At 63.3% G+C, this 22716-nt stretch carries 28 protein-coding genes; 19 read left to right on the plus strand and 9 right to left on the minus strand.

What is annotated here, in order from left to right; all coding sequences use genetic code 11:
- Nucleotides 1-112 precede the first annotated feature (112 nt).
- On the minus strand, nucleotides 113-376 hold the full coding sequence (locus CHB99_RS22450) for a YheV family putative zinc ribbon protein (protein ID WP_042121753.1): 264 nt from the start codon (nucleotides 374-376) through the stop codon (nucleotides 113-115).
- Complete coding sequence (gene prlC, locus CHB99_RS22455) at nucleotides 373-2424, minus strand: oligopeptidase A (RefSeq protein ID WP_042121751.1); 2052 nt, start codon at nucleotides 2422-2424, stop codon at nucleotides 373-375. The genes CHB99_RS22450 and prlC overlap by 4 nt, the downstream gene beginning before the upstream one ends.
- Before the next feature lie 91 nt (nucleotides 2425-2515).
- Between prlC and CHB99_RS22460 the strand changes: the two genes are divergently transcribed.
- Nucleotides 2516-3064, plus strand: a complete 549-nt coding sequence (locus CHB99_RS22460; RefSeq protein WP_042121749.1) for a gamma carbonic anhydrase family protein — start codon at nucleotides 2516-2518, stop codon at nucleotides 3062-3064.
- 23 nt (nucleotides 3065-3087) lie between these two features.
- Nucleotides 3088-3738 carry an HAD family hydrolase gene (locus CHB99_RS22465; protein ID WP_042121757.1) on the plus strand — a complete coding sequence of 217 codons (651 nt, stop codon included), beginning with the start codon at nucleotides 3088-3090 and terminating at the stop codon, nucleotides 3736-3738.
- A gap of 115 nt (nucleotides 3739-3853) precedes the next feature.
- Here the strand turns inward: CHB99_RS22465 and CHB99_RS22470 are convergent, their stop codons facing one another.
- Nucleotides 3854-4921, minus strand: coding sequence for an aminopeptidase (locus CHB99_RS22470; protein ID WP_042121755.1), 1068 nt, complete (start codon nucleotides 4919-4921; stop codon nucleotides 3854-3856).
- 83 nt (nucleotides 4922-5004) lie between these two features.
- On the opposite strand from CHB99_RS22470, the gene CHB99_RS22475 reads away from it, so the two are divergent.
- Nucleotides 5005-5418 (plus strand): PA0061/PA0062 family lipoprotein, encoded by a 414-nt coding sequence (locus CHB99_RS22475; RefSeq protein ID WP_042121747.1) that lies wholly within the window; start codon nucleotides 5005-5007, stop codon nucleotides 5416-5418.
- Nucleotides 5419-5473: 55 nt separating this feature from the next.
- Nucleotides 5474-5884 carry a PA0061/PA0062 family lipoprotein gene (locus CHB99_RS22480; protein ID WP_042121745.1) on the plus strand — a complete coding sequence of 137 codons (411 nt, stop codon included), beginning with the start codon at nucleotides 5474-5476 and terminating at the stop codon, nucleotides 5882-5884.
- A 1-nt stretch (nucleotide 5885) separates the two neighbouring features.
- On the opposite strand, the gene CHB99_RS22485 is transcribed toward CHB99_RS22480, so the two are convergent.
- Entirely contained in the window at nucleotides 5886-6119 is a 234-nt protein-coding gene (locus CHB99_RS22485; RefSeq protein ID WP_042121743.1) for a DUF1161 domain-containing protein, read from the minus strand.
- 82 nt (nucleotides 6120-6201) lie between these two features.
- Nucleotides 6202-6627 carry an OsmC family protein gene (locus tag CHB99_RS22490; protein WP_042121741.1) on the minus strand — a complete coding sequence of 142 codons (426 nt, stop codon included), beginning with the start codon at nucleotides 6625-6627 and terminating at the stop codon, nucleotides 6202-6204.
- A gap of 171 nt (nucleotides 6628-6798) precedes the next feature.
- Between CHB99_RS22490 and CHB99_RS22495 the strand changes: the two genes are divergently transcribed.
- Nucleotides 6799-7803: an LLM class flavin-dependent oxidoreductase gene (locus tag CHB99_RS22495; protein ID WP_042121739.1), complete on the plus strand. Its 1005-nt coding sequence runs from the start codon at nucleotides 6799-6801 to the stop codon at nucleotides 7801-7803.
- 163 nt (nucleotides 7804-7966) lie between these two features.
- Here the strand turns inward: CHB99_RS22495 and CHB99_RS22500 are convergent, their stop codons facing one another.
- On the minus strand, nucleotides 7967-8182 hold the full coding sequence (locus CHB99_RS22500; RefSeq protein WP_042121737.1) for a dodecin: 216 nt from the start codon (nucleotides 8180-8182) through the stop codon (nucleotides 7967-7969).
- Nucleotides 8183-8364: 182 nt separating this feature from the next.
- Between CHB99_RS22500 and CHB99_RS22505 the strand changes: the two genes are divergently transcribed.
- Nucleotides 8365-8691 (plus strand): ElaB/YgaM/YqjD family protein, encoded by a 327-nt coding sequence (locus CHB99_RS22505; protein WP_042121735.1) that lies wholly within the window; start codon nucleotides 8365-8367, stop codon nucleotides 8689-8691.
- On the opposite strand, the gene CHB99_RS22510 is transcribed toward CHB99_RS22505, so the two are convergent.
- A complete protein-coding gene (locus CHB99_RS22510; protein WP_042121733.1) occupies nucleotides 8664-9584 on the minus strand; it encodes a LysR family transcriptional regulator in 921 nt (306 codons plus the stop codon). The genes CHB99_RS22505 and CHB99_RS22510 overlap by 28 nt on opposite strands.
- A 110-nt stretch (nucleotides 9585-9694) precedes the next feature.
- Here CHB99_RS22510 and trpB point away from each other — a divergent pair, with 110 nt between their 5' ends.
- Entirely contained in the window at nucleotides 9695-10921 is a 1227-nt protein-coding gene (gene trpB / locus CHB99_RS22515) for a tryptophan synthase subunit beta (RefSeq protein WP_042121732.1), read from the plus strand.
- Entirely contained in the window at nucleotides 10918-11730 is an 813-nt protein-coding gene (gene trpA / locus CHB99_RS22520) for a tryptophan synthase subunit alpha (RefSeq protein ID WP_042121730.1), read from the plus strand. Before trpB ends, trpA begins: the two co-directional genes overlap by 4 nt.
- A 131-nt stretch (nucleotides 11731-11861) precedes the next feature.
- Here the strand turns inward: trpA and CHB99_RS22525 are convergent, their stop codons facing one another.
- Together CHB99_RS22525 and CHB99_RS22530 are read right to left on the minus strand one after the other, a co-directional pair.
- On the minus strand, nucleotides 11862-12191 hold the full coding sequence (locus CHB99_RS22525) for a DOPA 4,5-dioxygenase family protein (protein ID WP_042121728.1): 330 nt from the start codon (nucleotides 12189-12191) through the stop codon (nucleotides 11862-11864).
- 38 nt (nucleotides 12192-12229) lie between these two features.
- Nucleotides 12230-13144, minus strand: coding sequence for a choline sulfate utilization transcriptional regulator (locus CHB99_RS22530; RefSeq protein ID WP_042121726.1), 915 nt, complete (start codon nucleotides 13142-13144; stop codon nucleotides 12230-12232).
- A gap of 114 nt (nucleotides 13145-13258) precedes the next feature.
- Here CHB99_RS22530 and betC point away from each other — a divergent pair, with 114 nt between their 5' ends.
- The 11 genes from betC (at nucleotide 13259) to CHB99_RS22580 (ending at nucleotide 22713) form a co-directional block, all read left to right on the plus strand.
- The gene (betC, locus tag CHB99_RS22535; RefSeq protein ID WP_042121724.1) at nucleotides 13259-14770 is read left to right on the plus strand and encodes a choline-sulfatase; all 1512 of its coding nucleotides are present in this window, start codon (nucleotides 13259-13261) and stop codon (nucleotides 14768-14770) included.
- 18 nt (nucleotides 14771-14788) lie between these two features.
- Complete coding sequence (choX, locus tag CHB99_RS22540; protein WP_042121722.1) at nucleotides 14789-15712, plus strand: choline ABC transporter substrate-binding protein; 924 nt, start codon at nucleotides 14789-14791, stop codon at nucleotides 15710-15712.
- Between the two features lie 235 nt (nucleotides 15713-15947).
- Entirely contained in the window at nucleotides 15948-17519 is a 1572-nt protein-coding gene (locus tag CHB99_RS22545) for a SulP family inorganic anion transporter (RefSeq protein ID WP_042121720.1), read from the plus strand.
- Between the two features lie 137 nt (nucleotides 17520-17656).
- Nucleotides 17657-18157, plus strand: a complete 501-nt coding sequence (locus CHB99_RS29625; RefSeq protein WP_042121719.1) for a hypothetical protein — start codon at nucleotides 17657-17659, stop codon at nucleotides 18155-18157.
- 232 nt (nucleotides 18158-18389) lie between these two features.
- A complete protein-coding gene (locus tag CHB99_RS22550; RefSeq protein ID WP_042121717.1) occupies nucleotides 18390-18860 on the plus strand; it encodes a hypothetical protein in 471 nt (156 codons plus the stop codon).
- A 264-nt stretch (nucleotides 18861-19124) separates the two neighbouring features.
- Entirely contained in the window at nucleotides 19125-19589 is a 465-nt protein-coding gene (locus CHB99_RS22555; RefSeq protein ID WP_042121715.1) for a hypothetical protein, read from the plus strand.
- Nucleotides 19590-19925: 336 nt separating this feature from the next.
- Nucleotides 19926-20165, plus strand: a complete 240-nt coding sequence (locus tag CHB99_RS22560) for a hypothetical protein (protein WP_084702533.1) — start codon at nucleotides 19926-19928, stop codon at nucleotides 20163-20165.
- A gap of 199 nt (nucleotides 20166-20364) precedes the next feature.
- Nucleotides 20365-20826 carry a hypothetical protein gene (locus CHB99_RS22565; RefSeq protein WP_042121713.1) on the plus strand — a complete coding sequence of 154 codons (462 nt, stop codon included), beginning with the start codon at nucleotides 20365-20367 and terminating at the stop codon, nucleotides 20824-20826.
- A 358-nt stretch (nucleotides 20827-21184) separates the two neighbouring features.
- Entirely contained in the window at nucleotides 21185-21424 is a 240-nt protein-coding gene (locus CHB99_RS22570; protein WP_084702530.1) for a hypothetical protein, read from the plus strand.
- Between the two features lie 192 nt (nucleotides 21425-21616).
- Entirely contained in the window at nucleotides 21617-22096 is a 480-nt protein-coding gene (locus tag CHB99_RS22575; protein ID WP_042121710.1) for a hypothetical protein, read from the plus strand.
- A gap of 134 nt (nucleotides 22097-22230) precedes the next feature.
- The gene (locus CHB99_RS22580; RefSeq protein WP_042121708.1) at nucleotides 22231-22713 is read left to right on the plus strand and encodes a hypothetical protein; all 483 of its coding nucleotides are present in this window, start codon (nucleotides 22231-22233) and stop codon (nucleotides 22711-22713) included.
- Nucleotides 22714-22716: the final 3 nt, after the last annotated feature.

Genomic DNA, 22716 nt, shown 5'->3' on the forward strand with positions numbered 1-22716 from the left:
ATTGCCCGCGATGCGCCGCGCGGGCGGCGCTCGATCTGGAGGGCTCTGCAAGCATCAAGACTGGCACCTGGAAGCCATCACGCGCATGCATGACAGGCACCAGGTCCACTACTCACTCAGGCTTCTTCAACTTCGGATTGGGAAAGAACTGCACCGTCTGCACCGCGGCCTTCGGCGCCTTCGGCTGCTCCTGGTTGACCCGCGTGCCCAGTTCCTTCGGCACCGACAGGCCCTGCTCGTTGAGCGTGTCAGCGAAGCCACAGTTGACGCACTCGCGATGCGGAACGCCATCGACGCTCCACATCATCAGCTTGTCCGGCTCGCTGCACGCCGGGCACACAGCCCCGGCGATGAAGCGTTTCTTGGTCGTGCTCATGCCGCCAGGTCCTCGCTCAGGCCGCTGTGGCGAAGCAGCGCATCGATCGACGGCTCGCGACCACGGAAGTCGACGAACAACAGCATCGGCTCCTGCGAACCACCCCGCGCCAGGATCGCCTCGCGGAAGGCGCGGCCGGTCTCGGCATTGAGCACGCCTTCTTCCTCGAAGCGCGAGAAGGCGTCGGCGGACAGCACTTCAGCCCACTTGTAGCTGTAGTAACCGGCCGCGTAACCGCCGGCGAAGATGTGCGCGAAGCTGTTGGGGAAGCGGTTGTACGCCGGTGGACGCATGACCGAGACCTCGTCGCGCACGCCTTCGAGCACCTCCAGCACGCTGCGGCCGTCGCCGTGACGGGCATGCAGTTCGAAGTCGAACAGGGAGAACTCCAGCTGGCGCACCATCATCAGGCCGGACTGGAAGTTCTTCGCCGCCAGCATCTTCTCCAGCAGGTCCTGCGGCAGCGCCTCGCCGCTTTCGTAGTGACCGGAGATCAGCGCCAGGCCTTCCGGTTCCCAGCACCAGTTCTCCATGAACTGGCTCGGCAGTTCCACCGCGTCCCAAGCCACGCCGTTGATGCCGGACACACCGGCATGCTCGATGCGGGTCAGCAGGTGATGCAGACCGTGGCCGAATTCGTGGAACAGGGTGGTCACTTCGTCGTGGGTCAACAGCGCCGGCTTGCCCGGAACGGCCGGGGTGAAGTTGCACACCAGGTTGGCCACCGGGCTCTGCAGCGCGCCACCAGCGGTGCGACGACGGTCGCGGGCGCCGTCCATCCAGGCACCGCCGCGCTTGTTGGCGCGGGCATAAAGGTCGAAGAAGAAGCGGCCGACGTGCTGGCCGTTTTCCTTGATCTCGAACAGGCGCACGTCCGGGTGCCAGGTGTCGAAGCCCTTCTGCTCGGCGATCTCGATGCCGTACAGGCGCTGGACGATGGCGAACAGGCCGGACAGTACCTTGTCGATCGGGAAGTAGGCGCGGAGGATTTCCTGCGACACGCTGTAGCGCTGCTCGCGCAGCTTCTCGCCGTAGTAGCCGCTGTCCCAGCTCTGCAGGTCAGGGCAGCCCTGCTCGGCGGCGTAAGCCTTGAGCTGGACCAGGTCCTGGGCGGCGAAGGGTTTGCTGCGCTGCGCCAGGTTGCGCAGGAAGCCCAGCACCTGGTCGCTGGATTCGGCCATCTTGGTCGCCAGGCTCAGCTCGGCGAAGTTGGCGAAGCCCAGCAGCTCGGCCAGTTCCTGACGCAGGTCGAGGATCTCGCGCATCACCGGGCCGTTGTCGAACTGGCCGGCATTCGGGCCCTGGTCGGAGGCGCGGGTGCAGTAGGCGGCGTAGATCTCTTCGCGCAGGGCGCGATCATTGGCGTAGGTCATCACCGCGTAGTAGCTGGGGAATTCCAGGCTGATCAGCCAGCCTTCGAGGCCCTTGGCCTGGGCGGCGGCGGCCATCTGCGCCTTGGCCGAGTCGGTCAGGCCGGCGAGGGCGGCTTCGTCGGTGATGTGCTTGGTCCAGGCCTGGGTGGCGTCGAGCAACTGGTTGGAGAAGCGGCTGCCCAGCTCGGACAGCTTGCTCTGCACTTCGGCATAGCGCTTCTGCTGCTCCGGCGGCAGGTCGATGCCCGACAGGCGGAAGTCACGCAGGGCGTGTTCGATGATGGTCTTTTGCGCCACATCGAAGCCGGCGGCCTCGGGACTGGCGGCCAGCGCCTCATAGGCCTGGAACAGCTCGCGGTTCTGCCCAAGCTCGGTGGAGTAGGCGCTCAGGGCCGGCAGGCAGGCCTCGTAGGCCTCGCGCAGTTCGGCGCTGTTGCACACGGCATTGAGATGGCTGACCGGGCTCCACGCCGCGCCGAGGCGGTCGTTGAGCTCGTCCATGGCCAGCACCAGCCCGGCCCAGCTCGGGTTCTGGCCCTGGTGCTGAAGAATGCTGGCAATGGCATTGCGGTTGTCGGCCAGGATCTGTTCGATCGCCGGCAGCACATGCTCGGCACGGATCGCCGAGAAGGGCGGCAGGTCATAGGACTGCAGAAGCGGGTTGTTCGCACTCACGGTTGGACACCTTGGCAGAAGAAACACCGGGCCATCTTAATTACAATCGCCGTCGACCGCAGCTAATTAGCCCTAGAGAGGTTTCCTGTTCATGGCCATTCGCACCTACCAGCAGCACACGCCGCGCCTTGGCGAACGCGCCTTCGTCGACCGCAGCGCGGTGGTCATCGGCGACGTCGAGATCGGTGACGACAGCTCGGTCTGGCCGCTGACCGTGATCCGCGGCGACATGCACCGCATCCGCATCGGCGCGCGCACCAGCGTGCAGGACGGCAGCGTGCTGCACATCACCCACGCCGGCCCGTTCAACCCCGACGGCTTCCCGTTGCTGATCGGCGACGACGTGACCATCGGCCACAAGGTCATGCTCCACGGCTGCACCCTCGGCAACCGGATTCTGGTGGGCATGGGCAGCACGATCATGGACGGTGCCGTCGTCGAGGACGAGGTGATCATCGGCGCCGGCAGCCTGGTGCCGCCGGGCAAGCGCCTGGAAAGCGGCTTTCTCTACGTCGGCAGCCCGGTGAAACAGGCCCGGCCGCTGACCGACAAGGAACGCGCATTCTTCCCCTACAGCGCCGCCAACTACGTGCGCCTCAAGGACCAGCACCTGGCCGAAGGCTACGACCGTCCCGAGTGACTTCCCTTTTTCGCGAGACCGCCATGCACCAGCAGAACATCCTCTTCGACCTCGACGGCACCCTGACCGACCCGCGCGAAGGCATCACCCGCTCCATCCAGTACGCCCTGGCCAAGCTCGGCATCGACGAGCCCGACCTGGCCCGCCTGGAACACTTCATCGGCCCGCCGCTGCTGCAGGCGTTCATGCAGTTCTACCACTTCGACGAGGCGCGGGCCTGGGAGGCGGTGAATTTCTACCGGGAACGCTTCAAGGTCACCGGCCTGTACGAGAACCGTGTGTTCGACGGCGTCCGCGAACTGCTCGGCGAACTGCAGGGGCAGGGCCGCACGCTGTACATCGCCACGTCCAAGCCGTGGGTATTCGCCCGCGAGATTGCCCGGCATTTCGAGTTCGACCGGCATTTCAAGGTGATCTACGGCAGCGAGCTGGACGGCACGCGGACCAACAAGGTCGAGCTGATCGGCCATCTGCTCCAGGAAGAAGGGCTGGACCCGGCGCAGACCCTGATGATCGGCGACCGCAAGCATGACCTGATCGGCGCGCGCAGCAACGGCCTGGAGGCAGTGGCGGTGGGGTACGGGTTTGGCAGCCATGAAGAGCTGGTGGCGGAGCAGCCGGCCTATCACTTTGCGACGTTGGCGCAGATGCATCGGGCTTTTCTGCGGTCTTGAGGTTTTGGGCCTGCTTTGCAGGCCTTCGCGAGCAAGCTCGCTCCCACAAGGACGACATGCACCGGACCATTGTGGGAGCGAGCTTGCTCGCGAAGGACCGCAAAGCGGTCCCAATTCAGATCTGCAATTTCTTGAGACTCTGCTGCCGCTGCTCCATCGGCAATTTCCCCAGCGCTTCCACCCGCCGATAAAACCGCTGCCAATCCCCACCCACCTCGGCAAACAGCGCCGCGAACGCCGGCACCCACTGGTCATACAGCCCGAACGGCAACAGCTTGGCGTTGTTCATCGGGGCATTGATCCAGGCATCGAAACGCCCGACCCCGCCCCATTCGCTGTCGCGCAGGTGCCGATACTCCCGGCGCAAGCGCTCGAATTCCGCCTGTTTCCCGGCGCGCATGGCCTGCGCCGACAGCGGCCGTGCGTACAGCGCCTTGAGCCGCTCCCGCGTCGCCAGCACCAGCGCGACGAACTGCTCCCGCGGCTTGCCACCATCCACAGCCTGCGCGGGCAAGCCACGAAACGCACGCCATTGCCGGGTACCTTCCTGCTCGACGAAGGTGGCGAAGGACTCGTTGAACGCGGTGTCGTCCTTCACATAGACGCGCTGGTGCGCCAGCTCGTGGAAGATCACCGTGGCCAGGCGTTCGTCGCCCCAGCCAAGCATGGAGTTGAGAATCGGATCGTCGAACCAGCCCAGGGTCGAATACGCCTCGACGCCGCCGACATACACGTCCAGCCCCTCCAGCTTCCGCAACGCCGCCGCGCCGCGCGCGCCACCCTGGCTGTAGTAACCGCGATAGGCGACGCAACCGGCGATGGGGAAACAGTGAGTGTCCGGCTCCAGGGAAAACTCCGGCGTGGCGAACACGTTCCACACCACGAAGGGGCGGCCGATATCGGCATAGACCCGATAGCTGCGGTTGTCCGGGAGCTTCAACCGCTCGCTGGCGAACGCCCGTGCCCGCTGGGACTGTTCAAGGTGCCCGCGCAGCCGTGCATCGGTGGCAGGGTCGGCAATCACCCGCTCCACCGGCTGGCGCGCGCGCAACAACTGCAACTGGCCGTCGGCGAGCTGGCCGTAGTAGCCGAGGCTGCTGCAACCGTTCAGCAGGCCGAGCAGCGACAAGGGAACCAAATGGCGAAAAAAACGGTCGAGTGCCCCGGAGCTTGAGCGCAGCAGAAGAAGAAATCGAATCATGCGTGGGGTGGTCTCGCTCAAGTCCGTTTCGCTTCAAGACTATCCTGCCCGCCCGGAGTATTGCCATGCGAACGATGCTCGCTGCCAGCGCCCTGCTGGCGCTCGCCGGCTGTGCCGGCCTGCCCGATCCGGATCCGTCCCAGGCCTGGGTCGATCTCGCTCCCGGACATGACCAGACCCTGCATGCCGTCGAAGTGGACGAACGTGCCTGGGCCGACAAGCGCTATTTCCAGGTCACCCCCGGCAACCACCAGCTCACCGTGCGCTATCTGTTCGCCGTGGACCCGAGCAATATCGGCCCGCTCAGCGAACCGCTGTGGCGCGATTGCCTGCTCGACCTCAAGTTCAGCGACTTCAGCGCCGGCCAGCGCTATCGCCTGGAAACCGGCAGCATCGGCTTCCGCCCCTGGGCCAAACTGTACGACGAGCGGAGCAAACTGGTCAGCCGTGGCTTGCCGGCTGGCTGCCAACGCACCTGATGGCCACCAATGGCGCTATGCTTTGGCTTCATATCGCCTGCCTGCGGAGACCATCATGCGCCAGCCAGCGATGTTGCTCGCGTTCAGTACCCTCGGCGCTTGCGCCAGCCCGCTGCCCCCGGTCGATCAGAAACAGGCCTGGGTCGATCTCTACACCACCACGCCCGGCAAGGTGCTGATGGCCGATCGCCTGGACGGCAAGCGTCTCAACGATGGCCGCTACTTCCAGGTGCCGCCCGGCAAACACGAACTGGTGGTGCGCTTCGACTACGAGATCAACACCGGCATCTTCACCACCGACCCTACCGAGCGCACCTGCTACCTGACCCTCGAATACGATGGTTTCCAGGCCGGCCAGCGCTACCGGCTGGAGGCCCGCGCCATCGCCGCGCAGCCCAACGTCTGGCTGTACGACGACGGACGCCAGGTGCTGGCCCAGGAGCGATTGACCCACTGCATTCCGTGAATCAGCGGCCGTTGCGCTGGTAGATGATCTTCTTGGTCCCGCCCTCACAGCTGCCCACGACCTGGTTCTGGTCGTGGACTTCGCTGTTGGGCACGATTTCCAGGGTATAGGAGGTCACCCCGCGCGCCTGGATCTTCGCTTCGATCTCGGCCTTCAATTCCTCGCAAGGCTTGGGTGCGGCGAACGCGTTGACCGCCAGCAGCGAAGCCAGGACAGCGATTGCACTACGGATCATGAGCAGTTTCCTCGTGGCAAGAGAACGTCAGCCAACAGTCGTTGGACCACAGGAAGCATGCCATGGTTCTGCCATCCAGCGATCACGATTGCAGCGTGGCATCCAGGGTGATGTTCGCGTTGAGCACTTTCGAGACCGGACAACCGGCCTTGGCCTTGTTCGCCAGTTCCTGGAACTGCTGGTCGCTGGCGCCGGGGATCCTGGCCTGGAGAATCAGGTGTACCGCGGTGATGGCGAAGCCATCGGGCTGTTTGTCCAGCGTCACCTCGGCCCGGGTATCGATGCTCTCGGCCTTGAAGCCGGCCTCGCCGAGAATCATCGACAGGGCCATGGAGAAGCAGCCCGCGTGGGCCGCGCCGATCAGTTCTTCCGGGTTGGTCCCGGGCGTGTCTTCGAAACGGGTGTTGAAACCATAAGGCGTCAGCCTGAGCGCGCCGCTTTCGGTGCTGATCTGGCCCTTGCCGTCCTTCAGACCGCCTTCCCAATGAGCCGATGCCGTCTTTTTCATGATGCCTCCGCGGATGGTCGGCGCGCGCCGCGCCGTTCCTGAATTCAGAGGTCGGTCATGCTGGCAAGTTCACAGCGTTTGCCAGCAGGGGCATTGATTCCTTGCCAAGTGCCCCCACAGAAGCAACAAAGGCTGCCCCTCCCGGCGGCTTCCGTTTGCCCTGGAGACTCCATGAAGCGACTCGCGGACATCAAGATTTCCACCCTCGACCTGGTGCCGGTGCGCCAGGACGGCGGTCCGGCGCAGGCCCTGCGCAACTCCCTGGACCTGGCCCAGCACGTCGAACGCTTCGGCTACCACCGTTTCTGGGTAGCCGAACACCACAACATGGACGGCATCGCCAGCTCGGCCACGTCGGTGTTGCTGGCCTATCTGGCCGGTGGCACGTCGAGCATTCGCCTCGGCTCGGGCGGGGTGATGCTGCCCAACCATGCACCGCTGGTGATCGCCGAACAGTTCGGCACCCTCGCCAGCCTCTATCCGGGACGCATCGAGCTTGGCCTCGGGCGCGCCCCCGGCTCCGACCAGATGACCGCCCGCGCCCTGCGTCGCGAGCGTTCCGGCAGCGCCGACGACTTCCCCGAGGACGTCGCCGAACTGATGCGCTACCTCGGCCCGCGCACGCCTGAGCAAAAAGTGATCGCCGTGCCCGGGCACGGCACCCAGGTGCCGATCTGGCTGCTCGGCTCCAGCCTGTTCAGTGCCCAGCTCGCCGGTCAGCTCGGCCTGCCCTATGCCTTCGCCTCGCACTTCGCGCCGCGCTTCATGCATGAGGCGATCCGGGTCTATCGCAATCACTTCAAGCCCTCGGCGGTGCTCGATCAGCCCTACGTGATGCTCGGCGTGCCGATGGTGGTAGCGGATACCGACGAGCAGGCGGAATACCTGGCGACCTCGGTGTACCAGCGCATTCTCGCCCTGATGCGCGGGCAGAGCCTGATGCAGAAGCCGCCGGTGGAGACCATGAATGGCCTGTGGCTGCCCCATGAGCGCGAGGCGGTGGGAGATTTCCTCGGCCTGGCGATGATCGGCAGCCCGTCGAAGGTCAAGGCCAAGCTGGAAGTGTTGCTGGAGCAGACCGGGGCGGATGAGCTGATCTTCACCTCGGACCTGTATGAGCATGCGGACCGGCTGCGGTCCTATGAGTTGATGGCAGAGACTGTCTTGAACAGCTGAGTGTCCGGGACCGCTGCGCGGTCCTTTCGCGGGCAAGCCACGCTCCTACAGGGGAAGATCGTGCCTTCCTCGTAGGAGCGTGGCTTGCCCGCGAAAGGGCCGCACAGCGGCCCCCGAACTCACCCGCGCCTGTAGACGATTCCCTTGTTTCCGCCCGACTGTTTCAACTATTGGCGATGCGGAACCCGACCTTGAGGGTCACCTGAAAATGCGCCGCCTTGTTGTCGCGGATATGCCCGCGGGTATCCACCACTTCGAACCATTCCAGATGCTTGATGCTCTTGCCGGCTTCGGCCAGGGCATTGTTGATGGCGTCCTCGATACTGGTCGGGGACGAGCCGACAAGCTCGATCTTCTTGTAGGTGTGATGATCGGACATCGCTGTTCTCCTTGAAGGTTTGCGCATTGAGCCTAGCAGCGCCGGGGCGTTTTACCTCTGAGGCCGCGGCGGCGAAGAACGTTCGATCGCACTGCACTTTCCAACGCACTTTCCAGTGCACTTTCCAGACCGCGCGGAGTCGGAACCTACAGCACCTCACTCAACCCTGAAGGAGAGTCACCATGGCCAATAGCTCGCTGCGCAAAGCCTCGCTGCAAAGCATGGAAGCGGAAATCGAAAGCCTGCTGAAATCCCTCGAAAGCCTGAAAGACGATGCCTCGGACGAGTCGCGCAAAACCCTCAAGGCCCTGCGCGGCAGCGCCGAGAACGCCCTGCGCCATTCCCGCGACCTGCTCGGCGATGCCTATACGGAGGTGAAGACCCGTACCCGCGAAACCGGCCTGGCCACCCGCGACTACGCCCAGCAACATCCCTGGACCACCGCCGGCGTGGCCATCGGCGCCCTCGGGCTGCTGGCCGCCTACCTGATGTGCAAGCGCGGCGACTGATCGCCCTGCCGCGCCAGTTCCGCGCGCAACCACCCCGCCAAGCGCTCGGCGCGCCCATCCGCGGCGCGTCGTGGCACCCACAGCACCAGTGACGCCTCGGTCGGGCTGAACCCCCATGGCGCGGCCAGGCGTCCGCCCTGCAGGTCATCGGCCACCAGCGGTTGCGGCGCGATGGCCACGCCCAACCCGGCCATCGCCGCCTCCAGCAAGTAATACAGGTGCTCGAACGCCTGTCCGTAGCGCAATGCCCCGGGCTCGATGCCGTGCTGACGGGCCCAGTCGGGCCAGGCCTGCGGCCGCGAGGTGGTGTGCAGCAGTGCTTCATCGAGCAGGGCGTTGGCCGGCGCCTGGCGCAGACGCTCGAAACCGGCGAAATGCGGGCTGAGCACCGGCCCCACGTATTCCCGCGCCAGGACATGCACCTCCATGTCCGCCGGCCAGGGCGGTTCGGCGAACACCAGCAGCGCGTCCAGCCCGGGCCGACGCGGATCGAGATCGCCTTCGCCGGCGGACAGGTGCAGGCGCAGATCCGGCAGATCGGCCTGCAAGCGTCCCAGACGCGGAATGAACCAGCGCGCCAGCAGGCTGCCCGAACAGCCGAGGACGAAGGGCGCATCGACTCCGCTCTGGCTCAGCTCGGCGCAGACCGCGCGCAGACGCTCGAAGGCCTCGCCGCTGACCTCGCGCAGGCGCAAGCCGGCATCTGTGAGTTTGAGGCCGCGCCCGTCCTTGACGAACAGGCTCACCCCGAGATGGCTTTCCAGCGCCTTCAACTGCCGGCTGACCGCCCCGTGGGTCACATGCAGTTGTTCGGCGGCTTGACTGACGCTGCCCAGGCGGGCAGTGACGTCGAAGGCCCGAAGGGCATTGAGCGGAGGCAGTTCCCTGGACATGACGTGTGAGTTTTCCTGACAGGTTGCGGCGATCTTATCGGTTTTCAGCCGAGGCTGTCGTGGTTAGAGTAGGACCATTGTCAGAACAATCCTTGTTCCCGGAGCGACCCATGACCCAGACCAACCTCCGCAGCGGCCCCGACGCCAATGGCCTGTTCGGCGCCTTCGGCGGCCGCTACGTGGCCGAAACCCTGATGCCCCTGGTCCTCGACCTGGCCCGCGAATACGAAGCGGCCAAGGCCGACCCGGAATTCCTCGAACAGCTGGCCTACTTCCAGCGCGACTACATCGGCCGGCCGAACCCGCTGTACTTCGCCGAGCGCCTGACCGAGCACTGCGGCGGCGCGAAGATCTTCTTCAAACGTGAAGAGCTCAACCACACCGGCGCGCACAAGGTGAACAACTGCATCGGCCAGGTCCTGCTGGCCAAGCGCATGGGCAAGAAACGCCTGATCGCCGAAACCGGCGCCGGCATGCACGGCGTGGCCACCGCCACCGTCGCCGCGCGCTTCGGCCTGCCTTGCGTGATCTACATGGGCGCCACCGACATCGAGCGCCAGCAGGCCAACGTATTCCGCATGAAGCTGCTGGGCGCCGAGATCGTGCCGGTCACCGCCGGCACCGGCACCCTCAAGGACGCGATGAACGAAGCGCTGCGCGACTGGGTGACCAACGTCGACGACACCTTCTACCTGATCGGCACCGTGGCCGGCCCGCACCCGTACCCGGCGATGGTCCGCGACTTCCAGTCGATCATCGGCAAGGAAACCCGCGCCCAGTTGCACGAGAAGGAAGGCCGCCTGCCGGACAGCCTGATCGCCTGCGTCGGCGGCGGCTCCAACGCCATGGGCCTGTTCCATGACTTCCTCGACGACAGCAGCGTGCAGATCATCGGCGTCGAAGCCGGCGGCCACGGCGTCGACACCGACAAGCACGCCGCCAGCCTCAACGGCGGCGTCCCGGGCGTGCTGCACGGCAACCGCACCTACCTGCTGCAGGACGAAGACGGCCAGATCACCGACGCCCACTCGATCTCCGCCGGCCTCGACTACCCGGGCATCGGCCCCGAGCACGCCTGGTTGCACGAGATCAAGCGCGTCGAATACGTCAGCATCACCGACGACGAAGCCCTTGGCGCGTTCCACACCTGCTGCCGCCTGGAAGGCATCATCCCGGCCCTGGAAAGCTCCCACGCCCTGGCCGAAGCCATCAAGCGCGCACCGACCCTGCCCAAGGACCACCTGATGGTGATCTGCCTGTCCGGGCGCGGCGACAAAGACATGCAAACCGTAATGAGCCATATGGCCGCGACCGCAGAGCAGGAGAAGCAGGCATGAGCCGTCTCGAACAGCGTTTTTCCGAGCTGAAGCAGGAAGGGCGTGCCGCCCTGGTGACCTTCATCACCGCCGGCGACCCCGGCTACGACGCCTCGCTGAAGATCCTCAAAGGCTTGCCGGCGGCCGGTGCCGACGTGATCGAACTGGGCATGCCGTTCACCGACCCGATGGCCGACGGCGTGGCCATCCAGCTGGCGACCCTGCGCGCCCTGGATGCCGGGCAGACGCTGGCGAAGACGCTGCAGATGGTTCGCGAATTCCGTGTGGACAACCAGGCCACGCCGATCGTGCTGATGGGCTACTACAACCCGATCCATCGTTTCGGTGTGGAAAAGTTCGTCGCCGAGGCGAACCAGGCCGGTGTCGACGGCCTGATCATCGTCGACCTGCCGCCGGAGCACGACGCCGAGCTGGCGGCCCCGGCCCAGGCCGCGGGTATCGACTTCATCCGCCTGACCACCCCGACCACCGACGACGCCCGTCTGCCACGGGTGCTGGAGCGCAGTTCGGGGTTCGTCTACTACGTGTCGGTGGCCGGGGTGACCGGTGCCGGATCGGCGACCACCGAGCACGTGAGCGAAGCCATTGCCCGCCTGCGCCGGCATACCGACCTGCCGGTCAGTGTCGGCTTCGGGATTCGCACGCCGGAGCAGGCCGCGGCGATCGCGCGGCTGGCGGAAGGTGTGGTGGTGGGGTCGGCGCTGGTGGACAAGATCGCCACCGCGGCGAGCCCGGAGCAGGCTGTGGATAACGTTCTGGCGCTGTGCTCGGCGCTGGCCGAGGGTGTGCGCGGCGCGCGCAAGGCCTGATGCCGAATGGGGCCGCGTTGCGGCCCTTCGCGGTGGTTCGTCACACGGCAAGCCACGCTCCTACGGGTTGATCGCATCTTCTGCGTAGGAGCGTGGCTTGCCCGCGAAGGACCGCAACGCGGTCCCGATCCTCACTCGAAGATCGATAGATCCAGCGGCCGGATAGCCCCCATCCAGATCGCATGATCCCGGTGATCCGCCAGCTCATCCCCGGTCAGCGGATGCAGGAACACCACCAACCCCTTCCGATACAACGCCAGCCACGGCAGCACCACCCCGATCAACTCCGGCCCGAAGGCCAGCTGGCAGCTCCAGTCCGGATGCGGCCCCACCGGCTTGCGGTGCATGCGCCCCATGGTCACCGGAAACAGCTTGGCCGTCTCCTCGCACAACGCCCGCGCCTGCTCGAACGTGCTCTCGTCGTAATACACATGGGCGTGATAGCCCTTGATCCTTTCCACCCTCGACTCCTGAAATCGGCCACTCGCTGCGCCGCAGTCTATACGAGCTGCCCGGCCTGTTCTTCACCCAGCCATTCGACGAATCGTTCGATCAGTACGTTGCGCCGCTTGCGCGGAGGACGTACTACGTAATATCCCTTGCTGGAACGAATTGATGCATCCAGGGGCCGGCACAGCAGGCCCTGATCGAGCAGGGCGTCGACCAGGTAGCGCCAGCCGATGGCCACGCCCTGGCCAGCGATCGCCGCCTGGATCAGCAAGGTGTAGTTGTCGAAACGCAGCGGCGCCGAGGCCTGCGGACTGGCCAGGCCCAGCTCGCGAAACACCCCGTTCCAGTCGAACCAGCGGCTCGCCGACTCGCCGCGCAGGTGCAGCAAGGGCAATTGCGTCAGGCTTTGCGGATCCAGCGGCAATGGCCGATCGCCCAGCAAACGCGGGCTACAGACCGGGAAAACCTCCTCATCGAACAGCCATTGCGCCTCGCCCTGACGAAAGCGTCCATCGCCGAACAGCACCGCCACATCGATATCCGGACGCAGCATGGCGTGGCTGCGCTCACTGGTGACAAGGCTCACATCGACAAGAGGATTGGCCTGGTGAAAACGCTGCAGGCGCGGCATCAGCCAGTACGCGGCGAAGGCGAAATCGGTGGCCACCCGCAGCACTTCATGCTGGCCACGCCCCGCCACCTGGGACACGCCATCGTCGAGCGCGAGCATGCCCAGGTGTACTTGCTCGTACAGCAGTACACCGGCCTCGGTCAGCTCGATACCGCGGTAGATACGGTCGAACAGGCGCGCGCCGAGCTGTTCTTCGAGACGCTTGATCTGCTGGCTCACCGCCGGCTGGGTGGTCCCCAGCTCGACCGCCGCCGCCGTGAAGCTGTGATGCCGCGCCGCGGCCTCGAACACCCGCAACACGTCGAGGGACGTCCCGCCCAATGCTTCAAACATAAGCTCAGCTAATCCTAGTCATTGCCCGCCGTGGGCTTTACCCAATATGGCCGCAGGAACAGGCTTGTCCACAGCCGTATCCCATAATGCCTGACGATGGAATGCCGTGAGCCTATGAAACGCAAGAACATCCTCTTCATCATGGCCGACCAGATGGCCGCGCCCCTGCTGCCGATCCATGCGCCTTCGCCGATCCGCATGCCCAACCTGAGCCGCCTGGCCGCCGAGGCCGTGGTGTTCGATTCCGCCTACTGCAACAGCCCGCTGTGCGCACCGTCGCGTTTCACCCTGGTCAGCGGCCAGTTGCCGAGCCGGATCGGTGCCTACGACAACGCCGCCGATTTCCCCGCCGATATTCCGACTTATGCCCACTACCTGCGCCGCCTTGGCTATCGCACGGCGCTGTCGGGCAAGATGCACTTCTGCGGCCCGGACCAGTTGCATGGCTACGAGGAACGCCTGACCAGCGACATCTACCCGGCGGACTACGGCTGGGCGGTGAACTGGGACGCCCCGGACGAGCGCCCGAGCTGGTACCACAACATGTCCTCGGTGCTGCAGGCGGGGCCCTGCGTGCGCACCAACCAGCTGGATTTCGACGAGGAGGTGGTGTTCAAGGCGCAGCAGTACCTGTACGACCATGTCCGCGAGGGCGGCGAGCAGCCGTTCTGCCTCACCGTGTCCATGACCCACCCCCACGACCCGTACACCATTCCCAGGGCGTTCTGGGACCTCTACCGCGACGACGAGATTCCCCTGCCACGGGTACCCTTCGCCCAGCACGAGCTGGACCCGCATTCGCAGCGCCTGCTCAAGGTCTACGACCTGTGGGACAAGCCGCTGCCTGTGGATAAAGTCCGCGATGCCCGCCGTGCCTACTTCGGCGCGTGCAGCTACATCGACGCCAATATCGGCAGGCTGCTGCAGACCCTCGAAGACACCGGCCAGGCCGACGACACCCTGATCGTCTTCTCCGGCGACCACGGCGACATGCTTGGCGAGCGCGGGCTCTGGTACAAGATGCACTGGTTCGAGATGGCCGCCCGGGTGCCGCTGCTGATCCATGCGCCGGGGCAGTTCAGCGCGAAACGGGTGAGGGCGTCGGTATCCACCTGCGACCTGCTGCCGACCCTGGTCGAGCTGGCCGGCGGCAGCGTCGAGGCCGATCTGCCGCTGGATGGGCGCTCGCTGCTCGGCCATCTGAACGGGGAGGGCGGGCACGACGAGGTGATCGGCGAGTACATGGCCGAAGGCACTATCGGTCCGCTGATGATGATTCGCCGTGGCCCGTACAAGTTCATCTACAGCGAGGACGATCCCTGCCTGCTCTTCGACGTCGAGGCCGATCCGCAGGAGCTCGACAACCTCGCCGTCCGTCCACAGCACGCCGACCTGGTCGCGGCCCTGCTCGCGGAGTGCCGTCAGCGCTGGAACATCCCGCGGTTGCGTGAGCAGGTGCTTGCCAGCCAGCGCCGCCGCCGCCTGGTCGCCGCCGCCCTGGCCACCGGCAAGCTGAAGAGCTGGGACCACCAGCCGCTGGTCGATGCCAGTCAGCAGTACATGCGCAACCACATCGATCTCGACGACCTGGAGCGCAAGGCGCGTTATCCACAACCTGCCCGTTGATCATCCGAGGAACGCAGCATGAAAGGGTTATCCACAAACGTTTTCGCGGTTGTCCTTACCCTGGCTGTCGGTGCCGCGCAGGCCGACGACAGCCAGTGCGCCCTGGTCAGGATGGCCGACCCGGGCTGGAGCGATATCGCCGCCACCAACGCCGTCGCGCGCGTCCTCCTGGAAGGCGCCGGCTACCAGACGCGGGTCGATTCGCTGGCCGTGCCGATCATCTATGGCGGCCTCAAGGACGGCTTGGTCGACGCCTTCCTCGGCAACTGGATGCCGGCGCAGCAGGGCTTCCATGACAAGTTCGTCGCCAGCGGCGAGGTCGACCGGCTGACCCGCAACCTGGAAGGCACCGAGTTCACCCTGGCGGTGCCGGAGGCGGTCTGGGAATCGGGCGTGAAGGACTTCGCCGACCTGCAGAAACGTGCCGGCGACTTCGACCACAAGATCTACGGCATCGGCTCCGGCGCTCCGGCCAACCTGTCGTTGCAGTCGATCATCGACAAGAACGCGTTCAACCTCGGCGGCTGGAAGCTGGTGGAATCCAGCGAGCAGGCGATGCTGGCCCAGGTGCAGCGGGCGGTGAAACGCGACAAGCCGATCGTGTTCCTCGGCTGGACCCCGCACCCGATGAACGTGCAGTTGAAGATGCGCTACCTGACCGGCGGCGAGCAGTGGTTCGGCAGCAACGGCAGCGTCTACACCCTGACCCGCAAGGGTTATGCACAGGCCTGCCCGAACGTGGCGAAACTGCTCGGTAACCTGACCTTCAGCCAGGGCATGGAAAACACCATCATGGCCAACGTGGTGGACAACAAGGTCAGCTACGACGATGCGGCCAAGGCCTGGATCCGCGCCAACCCGGCGCTGCTCGATGGCTGGCTGCAGGGCGTCAGCACCCGCGACGGCGGCGACGCCCTGGCGGCGGTGAAGGCCCGGCTGTAACCCATCTGGAATGGATGCTTGGCAACCCTGTAGGAGCTGGCTTGCCTGCGAAGGACCGCGTAGCGGTCCCGGTTCCTGATCTACAACCAGGCCAATGGTCTTCCCCAGGCTACAGATTGGGAACCGGGACCGCTACGCGGTCCTTCGCAGTGGTTCGTCACACGACAAGCCAGCTCCTACAAGCGACGCCTCATTTCCCGTACCCTGAACAGCTTCACCGGTAAAGAGCGCCCCCATGCCCTGGCCCGACCACCACAGACTCCTGCCTTTCCTGCGCTGGCTGCCCCGGCAGACCCGCACCAGCATCCGCCGCGACCTGCTGGTGGGCCTGAGCGGGGCGGTCCTGGCCCTGCCGCAATCCATCGCCTACGCCCTGATCGCCGGCCTGCCCGCCGAATACGGGTTGTACGCGGCCATCGTGCCGGTGCTGATCGCCTGCCTGTGGGGTTCGTCCTGGCACCTGATCTGCGGCCCGACGGCGGCCATCTCCATCGTCCTCTACGCCGCCGTCAGTCCCATGGCCGTGCCGGGCAGCGGCGACTACATCACCCTCATCCTGCTGCTGACCTTCCTCGGCGGCGTGTTCCAGTGGCTGCTGGGCATGCTGCGCTTCGGCGCGCTGGTGAATTTCGTCTCGCACTCCGTGGTGATCGGCTTCACCTGCGGCGCGGCGGTGGTCATCGCCCTGGGCCAGTTGCCGAGCCTGATGGGCCTCGATCTTGAGAGCCAGACCACCGCGCTGAGAACCCTGGAAAGCCTGGTGCAGCATGTCGGCGAAATCGACTGGCCATCGCTGCTGCTAGGCCTTGGAACGCTGGTCGTGGGGCTGGCCATCAAGCTGCTGCGCCCGCGCTGGCCCGCCCTGTTGATAAGTCTGCTGGGGGCCACCTTGCTGGCATTCTTCTGGCCGGCGATGTTCGCTCATGTTGCCCGGGTGCCCGCCTTCATCGGCAAGCTGCCGCCGCTGAGTCCCGTGCCGCTGTGGGACCTGGAGCTGATCCTGCGCCTGCTGCCCGGCGCCGTCGCGGTGGGCATGCTCGGCCTGGTCACCAGCCTGTCGATTGCCCGCTCGCTGTCGATCCGCTCCGAGCAACTGATCGACGCCAACCAGGAAATCCGCGCCCAGGGCCTGTCCAACATGGTCGGCGCGTGGTTCTCCGGCTACCTGTCCTCGGGCTCGTTCACCCGCTCCGGGCTGAGCTACGACGCCGGGGCGCAATCACCGCTGGCGGGGGTGTTCTCCGCCCTGTGGGTGGCGCTGTTCGCCGTGGCCGGCGCGCAACTGATCGCGCACATTCCGATCCCGGCCATGGCCGGCAGCATCCTGCTGATCTGCTGGGGTCTGGTGGATCATCGGGCCATCCGTGCGCTGTACCGGGTCAGCCGCCCGGAGTTCGTGGTGATGACCCTGACCTTCTGCGCCACTCTGCTGCTGGAGCTGCAAACCGCGATCTACGCTGGAGTGCTGGCCTCGCTATTCTTCTACCTCAAGCGCACCTCGCAGCCGCGGGTGCAGCAGACCCGGGAAGGCGAAACCGATGTACTGCGAGTCGGTGGCTCGATCTTCTTCGGCGCCAGCCACTACCTCCAGGTGCGCCTGCAGCGCTGCCAGGCGCCGGACGTGGTGATCGACGCGCGGCAGATCAACTTCATCGACTACTCCGGGGTGGAGATGCTGCACCAGGAGGCGCGGCGCCTGCGTCGGCAGGGCGGGGGATTGACCCTGCGCCGGGCGCGGTCGCAGGTGGTGGAGGAGTTGCAGAAGCTGGAAGGGGTGGAGCGGTGTCCGATTCGCTTCGACGAATGAAGCGGCGCTAGTCCAAATGCTGTTTGCGTGCAACTGACAGTTCTATCAGTTGTTAACATCCGTTACTGAGATTAGCGTGAATATATCGAGCAGACTCGTTGTAGTTCGAACCTTATTGGCGCTCAGGAGCGTTGAAAATGGATAGGACAATCACATCGATCTCAATAGCCGTTGCTTTTGCCGTCGCACATTATTCTGCCAGCGTCCTCGCCGTGCCCACCGAATCCTGTTTCCAATCAAAAGAGGATTATGAGGTTTATAAGCTTTTTGGGGATGGCCAGCCGGTTTATCCTGACCCACTCGGTTATCCGTATCCCGTGCTTAATTTTGGGAAAGAAAAAATGATAGCCATTGAAAAAGCAGTTCAACACGGGCCCGCCAAGAGAAAGGAAATAATCATAAACACCACCAGCAAACAAACGGACAGGATGATAACCATCGACGCTAGCGGTTCGACAACACCGAGCGGAAACAAAGAGTTCGCCTGGGGGAATGATCCTACGAAATTCCGAGCTGAAGACAGTAACGTCTCTACTCAGGTTTCAGGAGGCAGCGGTTCAGCCAGCATATTGTTGATCGTCAGGGATCCGGTGTGTGAAAGAACTGCGTCGAAGCAGGTCAGTGCAAGCTACAACTGATTGATATCATCACCCAATTAGTACTGCCCCACGGGACTGGCGCGACACACGCCAGCCTCCGAAGACTTCGCCAAGAGGACTTCATGATGGCGTTCAGGAAACTGTCTGCGTTTTCTGAATTCCGCAACTGATAGTTCTGTCAGTGGTCACGCAAAACCGTATTACCGACCCATTTCCACGAACAGCCTCGTTTTCGTTCGCGTTCCCAATTGATAAATTTGAGGCTTGCAATATGAATAACCAACTTTTCCCCTGCATCACCTTCAGCTTCATCGCGCTGCTCGGCGCGGCGTCGCAGGCCAATGCCTACACACACGCCGAGCGGTTGGCATTCTTGAACGACCTGCCGGCGGTCTGTTTCAACAACGAGGCTGACTACAAGACCTACAAGACCGCGCGGGACGCCCATTACGCCAGCAATAAATTCGGCGATTTCATGCCTAACGTTGCGCAGAAGCAGATCGACTTCGACCTGAAGTACTCACAGCCATCCCCGGGCGCCGACATCACGCTGGATGCCAGTGGGTCGAAGGTTCCCAGTGGCCATATCTTGTATCAGTGGAACAACGACAAGGCCGCCACTGGCGCGACGCACAAGGTCGCGGCAGGCGCTTCGGGCAGCACCCAGACAGTCAGCCTGTGGCTTATGGATGAGATGTGCGGGATCAACTACAGCAAGAAGTTCCCGGTCGTCAGCAAGTAGGAAACGAGGATCGGCAAGGCGTTGCTGATGGGGCATTGGCCCGATCGACGGTGAGCGTGCCGACCTGACCTGATCGCGATCCTACCGGCTCGGGACTTGCCCGCGAAGGGCCGCAGCAGGGCTCTTCGCGGGTAGTTCAATTTCAACTTCCGCACAACTGATAGTTCTGTCAGTTGTGCCAGGCCATGTCTGGCTTTAGCGTGAAGTTCACGGACAGTCGGTTGTCGTTCGCCTTTCTTGGACATCATCAAAAGGACAACCACGATGAACTTTCGCACGATTTCATCATTGCTGACCGGCCTGCTGGCAATCGCGCAATTCAGTACCAGCGCCCATGCGGCACTGCCCGAAGCCTGTTTCAAGTCGAAACACGATTACGAGCTGTATTTGAAACACAGCAATAACACCCAGTCTGTCTCCCACAGCGATGGGGAGTTCTACGCTGGTGGAGCCCCCGAAGAGGATGAAGTACCGCAGAAAAAAACCATCACCATCAATGTCGACCACACCACGTCCGCTGGAAAGATCATCTCCAACGCCAGCCGCTCATCGACACCCAGCGGCGAGAAGAGATTCTTCTGGGGCACGCTAAGCGCCCCGTCATCCCGCTCCGCCGAATACACCAGCAATGCTGGCACTCCCGGCACTCATCGCAATATCGAGCTGACGGTCCAAGACCCGGTTTGCGATGTGAAGGCGTCAACGCAGGTGAGGATTTACAGTCAATAACGCGAACCGCCATCGAAAAACCGGTTGCATTCGGCTACGGAAATTCACCGATCTCCGACTTTCTTGTAGGTAATTTCCCAAGCATACTTCGCCGGCTTATCAGCTGTTGCGTAGTGGGGAATCGCTGCCTAGTCTTCGCCGGTCGTTGCCAAATCAACGACCGGTTTTGACAGACCGTGGGTAACTAGACGCTGCAGCTGCTATGGCGGCTGTGCGTGTGGGCACCTTCGGGTGCGCCGGTTTTCCTAGTTCTCCGGTCTGTCAACCCGCGCACAGCTGCCTCCACTGTTTGACAGCAGTTCATGGCGGCTCCACTCCGAACTAGGAAATTCAGTCATGAAGAAACATGTCCCCGACCCACCCACGATGTGCATCATCCCCGGCCTGTCCCATGAAGACGCCATCACCAAGGCTGCAGACCATCTGAACAAGGCGATCGCCGCCGCCTCCTGCGTGCCCGACCCGCCCAGCGAACGTCACCGGAACATGCTCGACACTGCATTGCTGGAGATGCGGATCAGCAAGGCGCTGCTGACGGTGGCATTGGCCCGATCGACGGTGACCGTGCCGATCTGATCTGATCGCGATCCTCCCCGTAGGAGCGTGGCTTGCCCGCGAAGGGCCGCAACAGGGCTCTTCGCGGGTAGTTCAATTTCAACTTCCGCACAACTGACAGTTCTGTCAGTTGTGCCAGGCCATGCCTGGCTTTAGCGTGATTCTCACGGACAGTCGGTTATCGTTCGGTTTGACAACGCGAACTCAAGAGGCAATCAACATGGACATCACGTTGACTTCATGCAAAACAGTCGGCCTGGCAATACTGTTGTATATCAGCGCATCCGCTTACGCCGACGAGGCACCATTACCCGCCAGTTGCTTCAATGAAGAGGACTACCCGAATTATCTGGGTACGTTCGATCAATACCAGAAAGAACGAAGCTCCCAGAACTACGTAGCGCTAAAGATTCAATTGAGAAACCAGAAAAAGATCAAACTTGAAGTACACCAGAGCCAACCTTCATCCGGCGCGACCATCACCCTCGACGCCAGCGGAACGACAGTGCCCAGTGGCAAGCCCACCTTTGTCTGGGGCAGCAGCGCCGATGCGACCGCCGGCTCCGCCATCAAGACCTATCCAGGCCGCACTTCGGACACTTACTTCAAGGTTGGCCTGCGTGTCCTCGATCAAGTGTGCAAAATCGAGGAATCCACGCAGATTACTATAACCAGCAAGTAGCGGAGCATTCGGAAACATGAGTGCCTGGCTGGTGAAACCGGTGCAGCAGGCTTATGAAAACTTACGAATTTCCGACTTTCTTGTAGGTAATTTCCCAAGCATACTTCGCCGCCTTATCAGCTGTTGCGCATCGGGAAATCGCTGCCTAGTCTTCGCCGGTCGTTGCCAAATCAACGACCGGTTTTGACAGACCGCCCTGAATCCCCCTGTGCCGCAGTTGCTATGGCAGCTGTGCGTGTGGGCACCTTCGGGTGCGCCGGGGCTCCAGGGGTCCTTGGTCTGTCAACCCATGCACAGCTGCCACCCTCCCGTTTGACAGCGGCGATGGCAGTTCCTGTTCACACCCCTGGAGCTTGTCATGAAGAAATGCGTCCCCGATCCACCCGCGATGTGCATCATCCCCGGCCTGTCCCATGAGGACGCCATCACCAAGGCTGCAGACCATCTGAACAAGGCGATCGCCGCCGCCTCCTGCGTGCCCGACCCGCCCAGCGAACGTCACCGGAACATGCTCGACACCGCATTGCTGGAGATGCGGATCAGCAAGGCGTTGCTGACGGTGGCATTGGCCCGATCGACGGTGACCGTACCGATCTGACCTGATCGCGATCCTCCCCGTAGGAGCGTGGCTTGCCCGCGAAGGGCCGCAGCAGGGCTCTTCGCGGGTAGTTCAATTTCAACTTCCGCACAACTGATAGTTCTGTCAGTTGTGCCAGGCCATGCCTGGCTTTAGCGTGATTGCCACGGAAGTCCGTTGTCGTTCACCGCTCACCCATCATGGAGTACGTACATGGACATCAAGGCTGTTACATGTTCAGCGGTTTGCTTCATCGCCCTGGCGCAATTGAGCGTCGCTGCTGATGCCGGATTGCCAGAGTCCTGCTTTCAATCCCAGTACGATTACACCCTCTACTTGAAGTACGGGGACTCCGCACCACCAGACCCAAACACCGTGGATACGCAACAGATGAATGACCGGGCCTATAGGCAACTGCGCGCAGACTTCATGCATGGCCCCGCTCAAAAAGCAGCGATCAGCATCGATTTCAAACAAACCCAGGCTGCCTCCGGTGAAAAGGTCCTGCTCGACGCCAGCAGCTCGAAAACCCCAAGCGGCAAGGCCACCTATCGTTGGGCGGACTATGGCACGGGCGCGGAATATTCACTCCCGGGCGGTGCATCGGGCAGCTATAGCAATGTCGTATTGAATGTGACCGATCCGGTTTGCGGCATCAGCCAATCGAAGAAATTGACGATCTATAGAGACTGAAGAGCGTGAATAACCACTGCAGGTGGCGATCCTTGCTCATTCAATGGCGCATGACGCCTCTAAAACCAGCGTGATTCTTACGGACAGTCCGTTGTCGTTCGCCCTTCTCCTGCGTCATCAAGAGGACACCTACTATGAACTCCCGCACAATTCCAGCATTGCTGGCCGGCCTACTGGCAATCACCCAATTCAGTGCCAACGCCCATGCAGCGCTTGCCGAAATATGCTTCGCGTCAAAGTACGACTACGAGTTGTATTTGAAACACGGCGATAGTCCCCCACCTCCCCCGGATTCCGCGATCCACGACGACAACCCGGAAGAATACGACATCCATTTAAATGCCTATGAACAAGGCTCGGTGCAGAAAAAAGGCATCACCATCCATGTCGATCACACCACGTCCGCGGGAAAGATCATCTCCAACGCCAGCCGCTCATCGACACCCAGCGGCGAGAAGCAATTCGCCTGGGGCTCACCAGGCAATACGACCTCCACCTCTGCCGAATACACCAGCAATGCTGGCGCTCCCGGCACTTATCGCAATGTCCCGCTGACGGTCAAAGACCCAGTCTGCGAACTCGAGGCGTCGACGCAGGTGAGGATTTACAGTCAATAACGC

Source organism: Pseudomonas japonica (assembly GCF_900188455.1).
In the GTDB taxonomy this organism is placed as follows: Bacteria; Pseudomonadota; Gammaproteobacteria; order Pseudomonadales; family Pseudomonadaceae; genus Aquipseudomonas; species Aquipseudomonas japonica.

Coding starts and splice junctions, on each gene's coding strand:
- CHB99_RS22450 (WP_042121753.1), bottom strand. CDS start 376: ATGAGCACGACCAAGAAACGCTTCATCGCCGGGGCTGTGTGCCCGGCG.
- CHB99_RS22460 (WP_042121749.1), top strand. CDS start 2,516: ATGGCCATTCGCACCTACCAGCAGCACACGCCGCGCCTTGGCGAACGC.
- CHB99_RS22465 (WP_042121757.1), top strand. CDS start 3,088: ATGCACCAGCAGAACATCCTCTTCGACCTCGACGGCACCCTGACCGAC.
- CHB99_RS22475 (WP_042121747.1), top strand. CDS start 5,005: ATGCGAACGATGCTCGCTGCCAGCGCCCTGCTGGCGCTCGCCGGCTGT.
- CHB99_RS22480 (WP_042121745.1), top strand. CDS start 5,474: ATGCGCCAGCCAGCGATGTTGCTCGCGTTCAGTACCCTCGGCGCTTGC.
- CHB99_RS22485 (WP_042121743.1), bottom strand. CDS start 6,119: ATGATCCGTAGTGCAATCGCTGTCCTGGCTTCGCTGCTGGCGGTCAAC.
- CHB99_RS22490 (WP_042121741.1), bottom strand. CDS start 6,627: ATGAAAAAGACGGCATCGGCTCATTGGGAAGGCGGTCTGAAGGACGGC.
- CHB99_RS22495 (WP_042121739.1), top strand. CDS start 6,799: ATGAAGCGACTCGCGGACATCAAGATTTCCACCCTCGACCTGGTGCCG.
- CHB99_RS22500 (WP_042121737.1), bottom strand. CDS start 8,182: ATGTCCGATCATCACACCTACAAGAAGATCGAGCTTGTCGGCTCGTCC.
- CHB99_RS22505 (WP_042121735.1), top strand. CDS start 8,365: ATGGCCAATAGCTCGCTGCGCAAAGCCTCGCTGCAAAGCATGGAAGCG.
- CHB99_RS22510 (WP_042121733.1), bottom strand. CDS start 9,584: ATGTCCAGGGAACTGCCTCCGCTCAATGCCCTTCGGGCCTTCGACGTC.
- trpB (WP_042121732.1), top strand. CDS start 9,695: ATGACCCAGACCAACCTCCGCAGCGGCCCCGACGCCAATGGCCTGTTC.
- trpA (WP_042121730.1), top strand. CDS start 10,918: ATGAGCCGTCTCGAACAGCGTTTTTCCGAGCTGAAGCAGGAAGGGCGT.
- CHB99_RS22530 (WP_042121726.1), bottom strand. CDS start 13,144: ATGTTTGAAGCATTGGGCGGGACGTCCCTCGACGTGTTGCGGGTGTTC.
- betC (WP_042121724.1), top strand. CDS start 13,259: ATGAAACGCAAGAACATCCTCTTCATCATGGCCGACCAGATGGCCGCG.
- choX (WP_042121722.1), top strand. CDS start 14,789: ATGAAAGGGTTATCCACAAACGTTTTCGCGGTTGTCCTTACCCTGGCT.
- CHB99_RS22545 (WP_042121720.1), top strand. CDS start 15,948: ATGCCCTGGCCCGACCACCACAGACTCCTGCCTTTCCTGCGCTGGCTG.
- CHB99_RS29625 (WP_042121719.1), top strand. CDS start 17,657: ATGGATAGGACAATCACATCGATCTCAATAGCCGTTGCTTTTGCCGTC.
- CHB99_RS22550 (WP_042121717.1), top strand. CDS start 18,390: ATGAATAACCAACTTTTCCCCTGCATCACCTTCAGCTTCATCGCGCTG.
- CHB99_RS22555 (WP_042121715.1), top strand. CDS start 19,125: ATGAACTTTCGCACGATTTCATCATTGCTGACCGGCCTGCTGGCAATC.
- CHB99_RS22560 (WP_084702533.1), top strand. CDS start 19,926: ATGAAGAAACATGTCCCCGACCCACCCACGATGTGCATCATCCCCGGC.
- CHB99_RS22565 (WP_042121713.1), top strand. CDS start 20,365: ATGGACATCACGTTGACTTCATGCAAAACAGTCGGCCTGGCAATACTG.
- CHB99_RS22570 (WP_084702530.1), top strand. CDS start 21,185: ATGAAGAAATGCGTCCCCGATCCACCCGCGATGTGCATCATCCCCGGC.
- CHB99_RS22575 (WP_042121710.1), top strand. CDS start 21,617: ATGGACATCAAGGCTGTTACATGTTCAGCGGTTTGCTTCATCGCCCTG.
- CHB99_RS22580 (WP_042121708.1), top strand. CDS start 22,231: ATGAACTCCCGCACAATTCCAGCATTGCTGGCCGGCCTACTGGCAATC.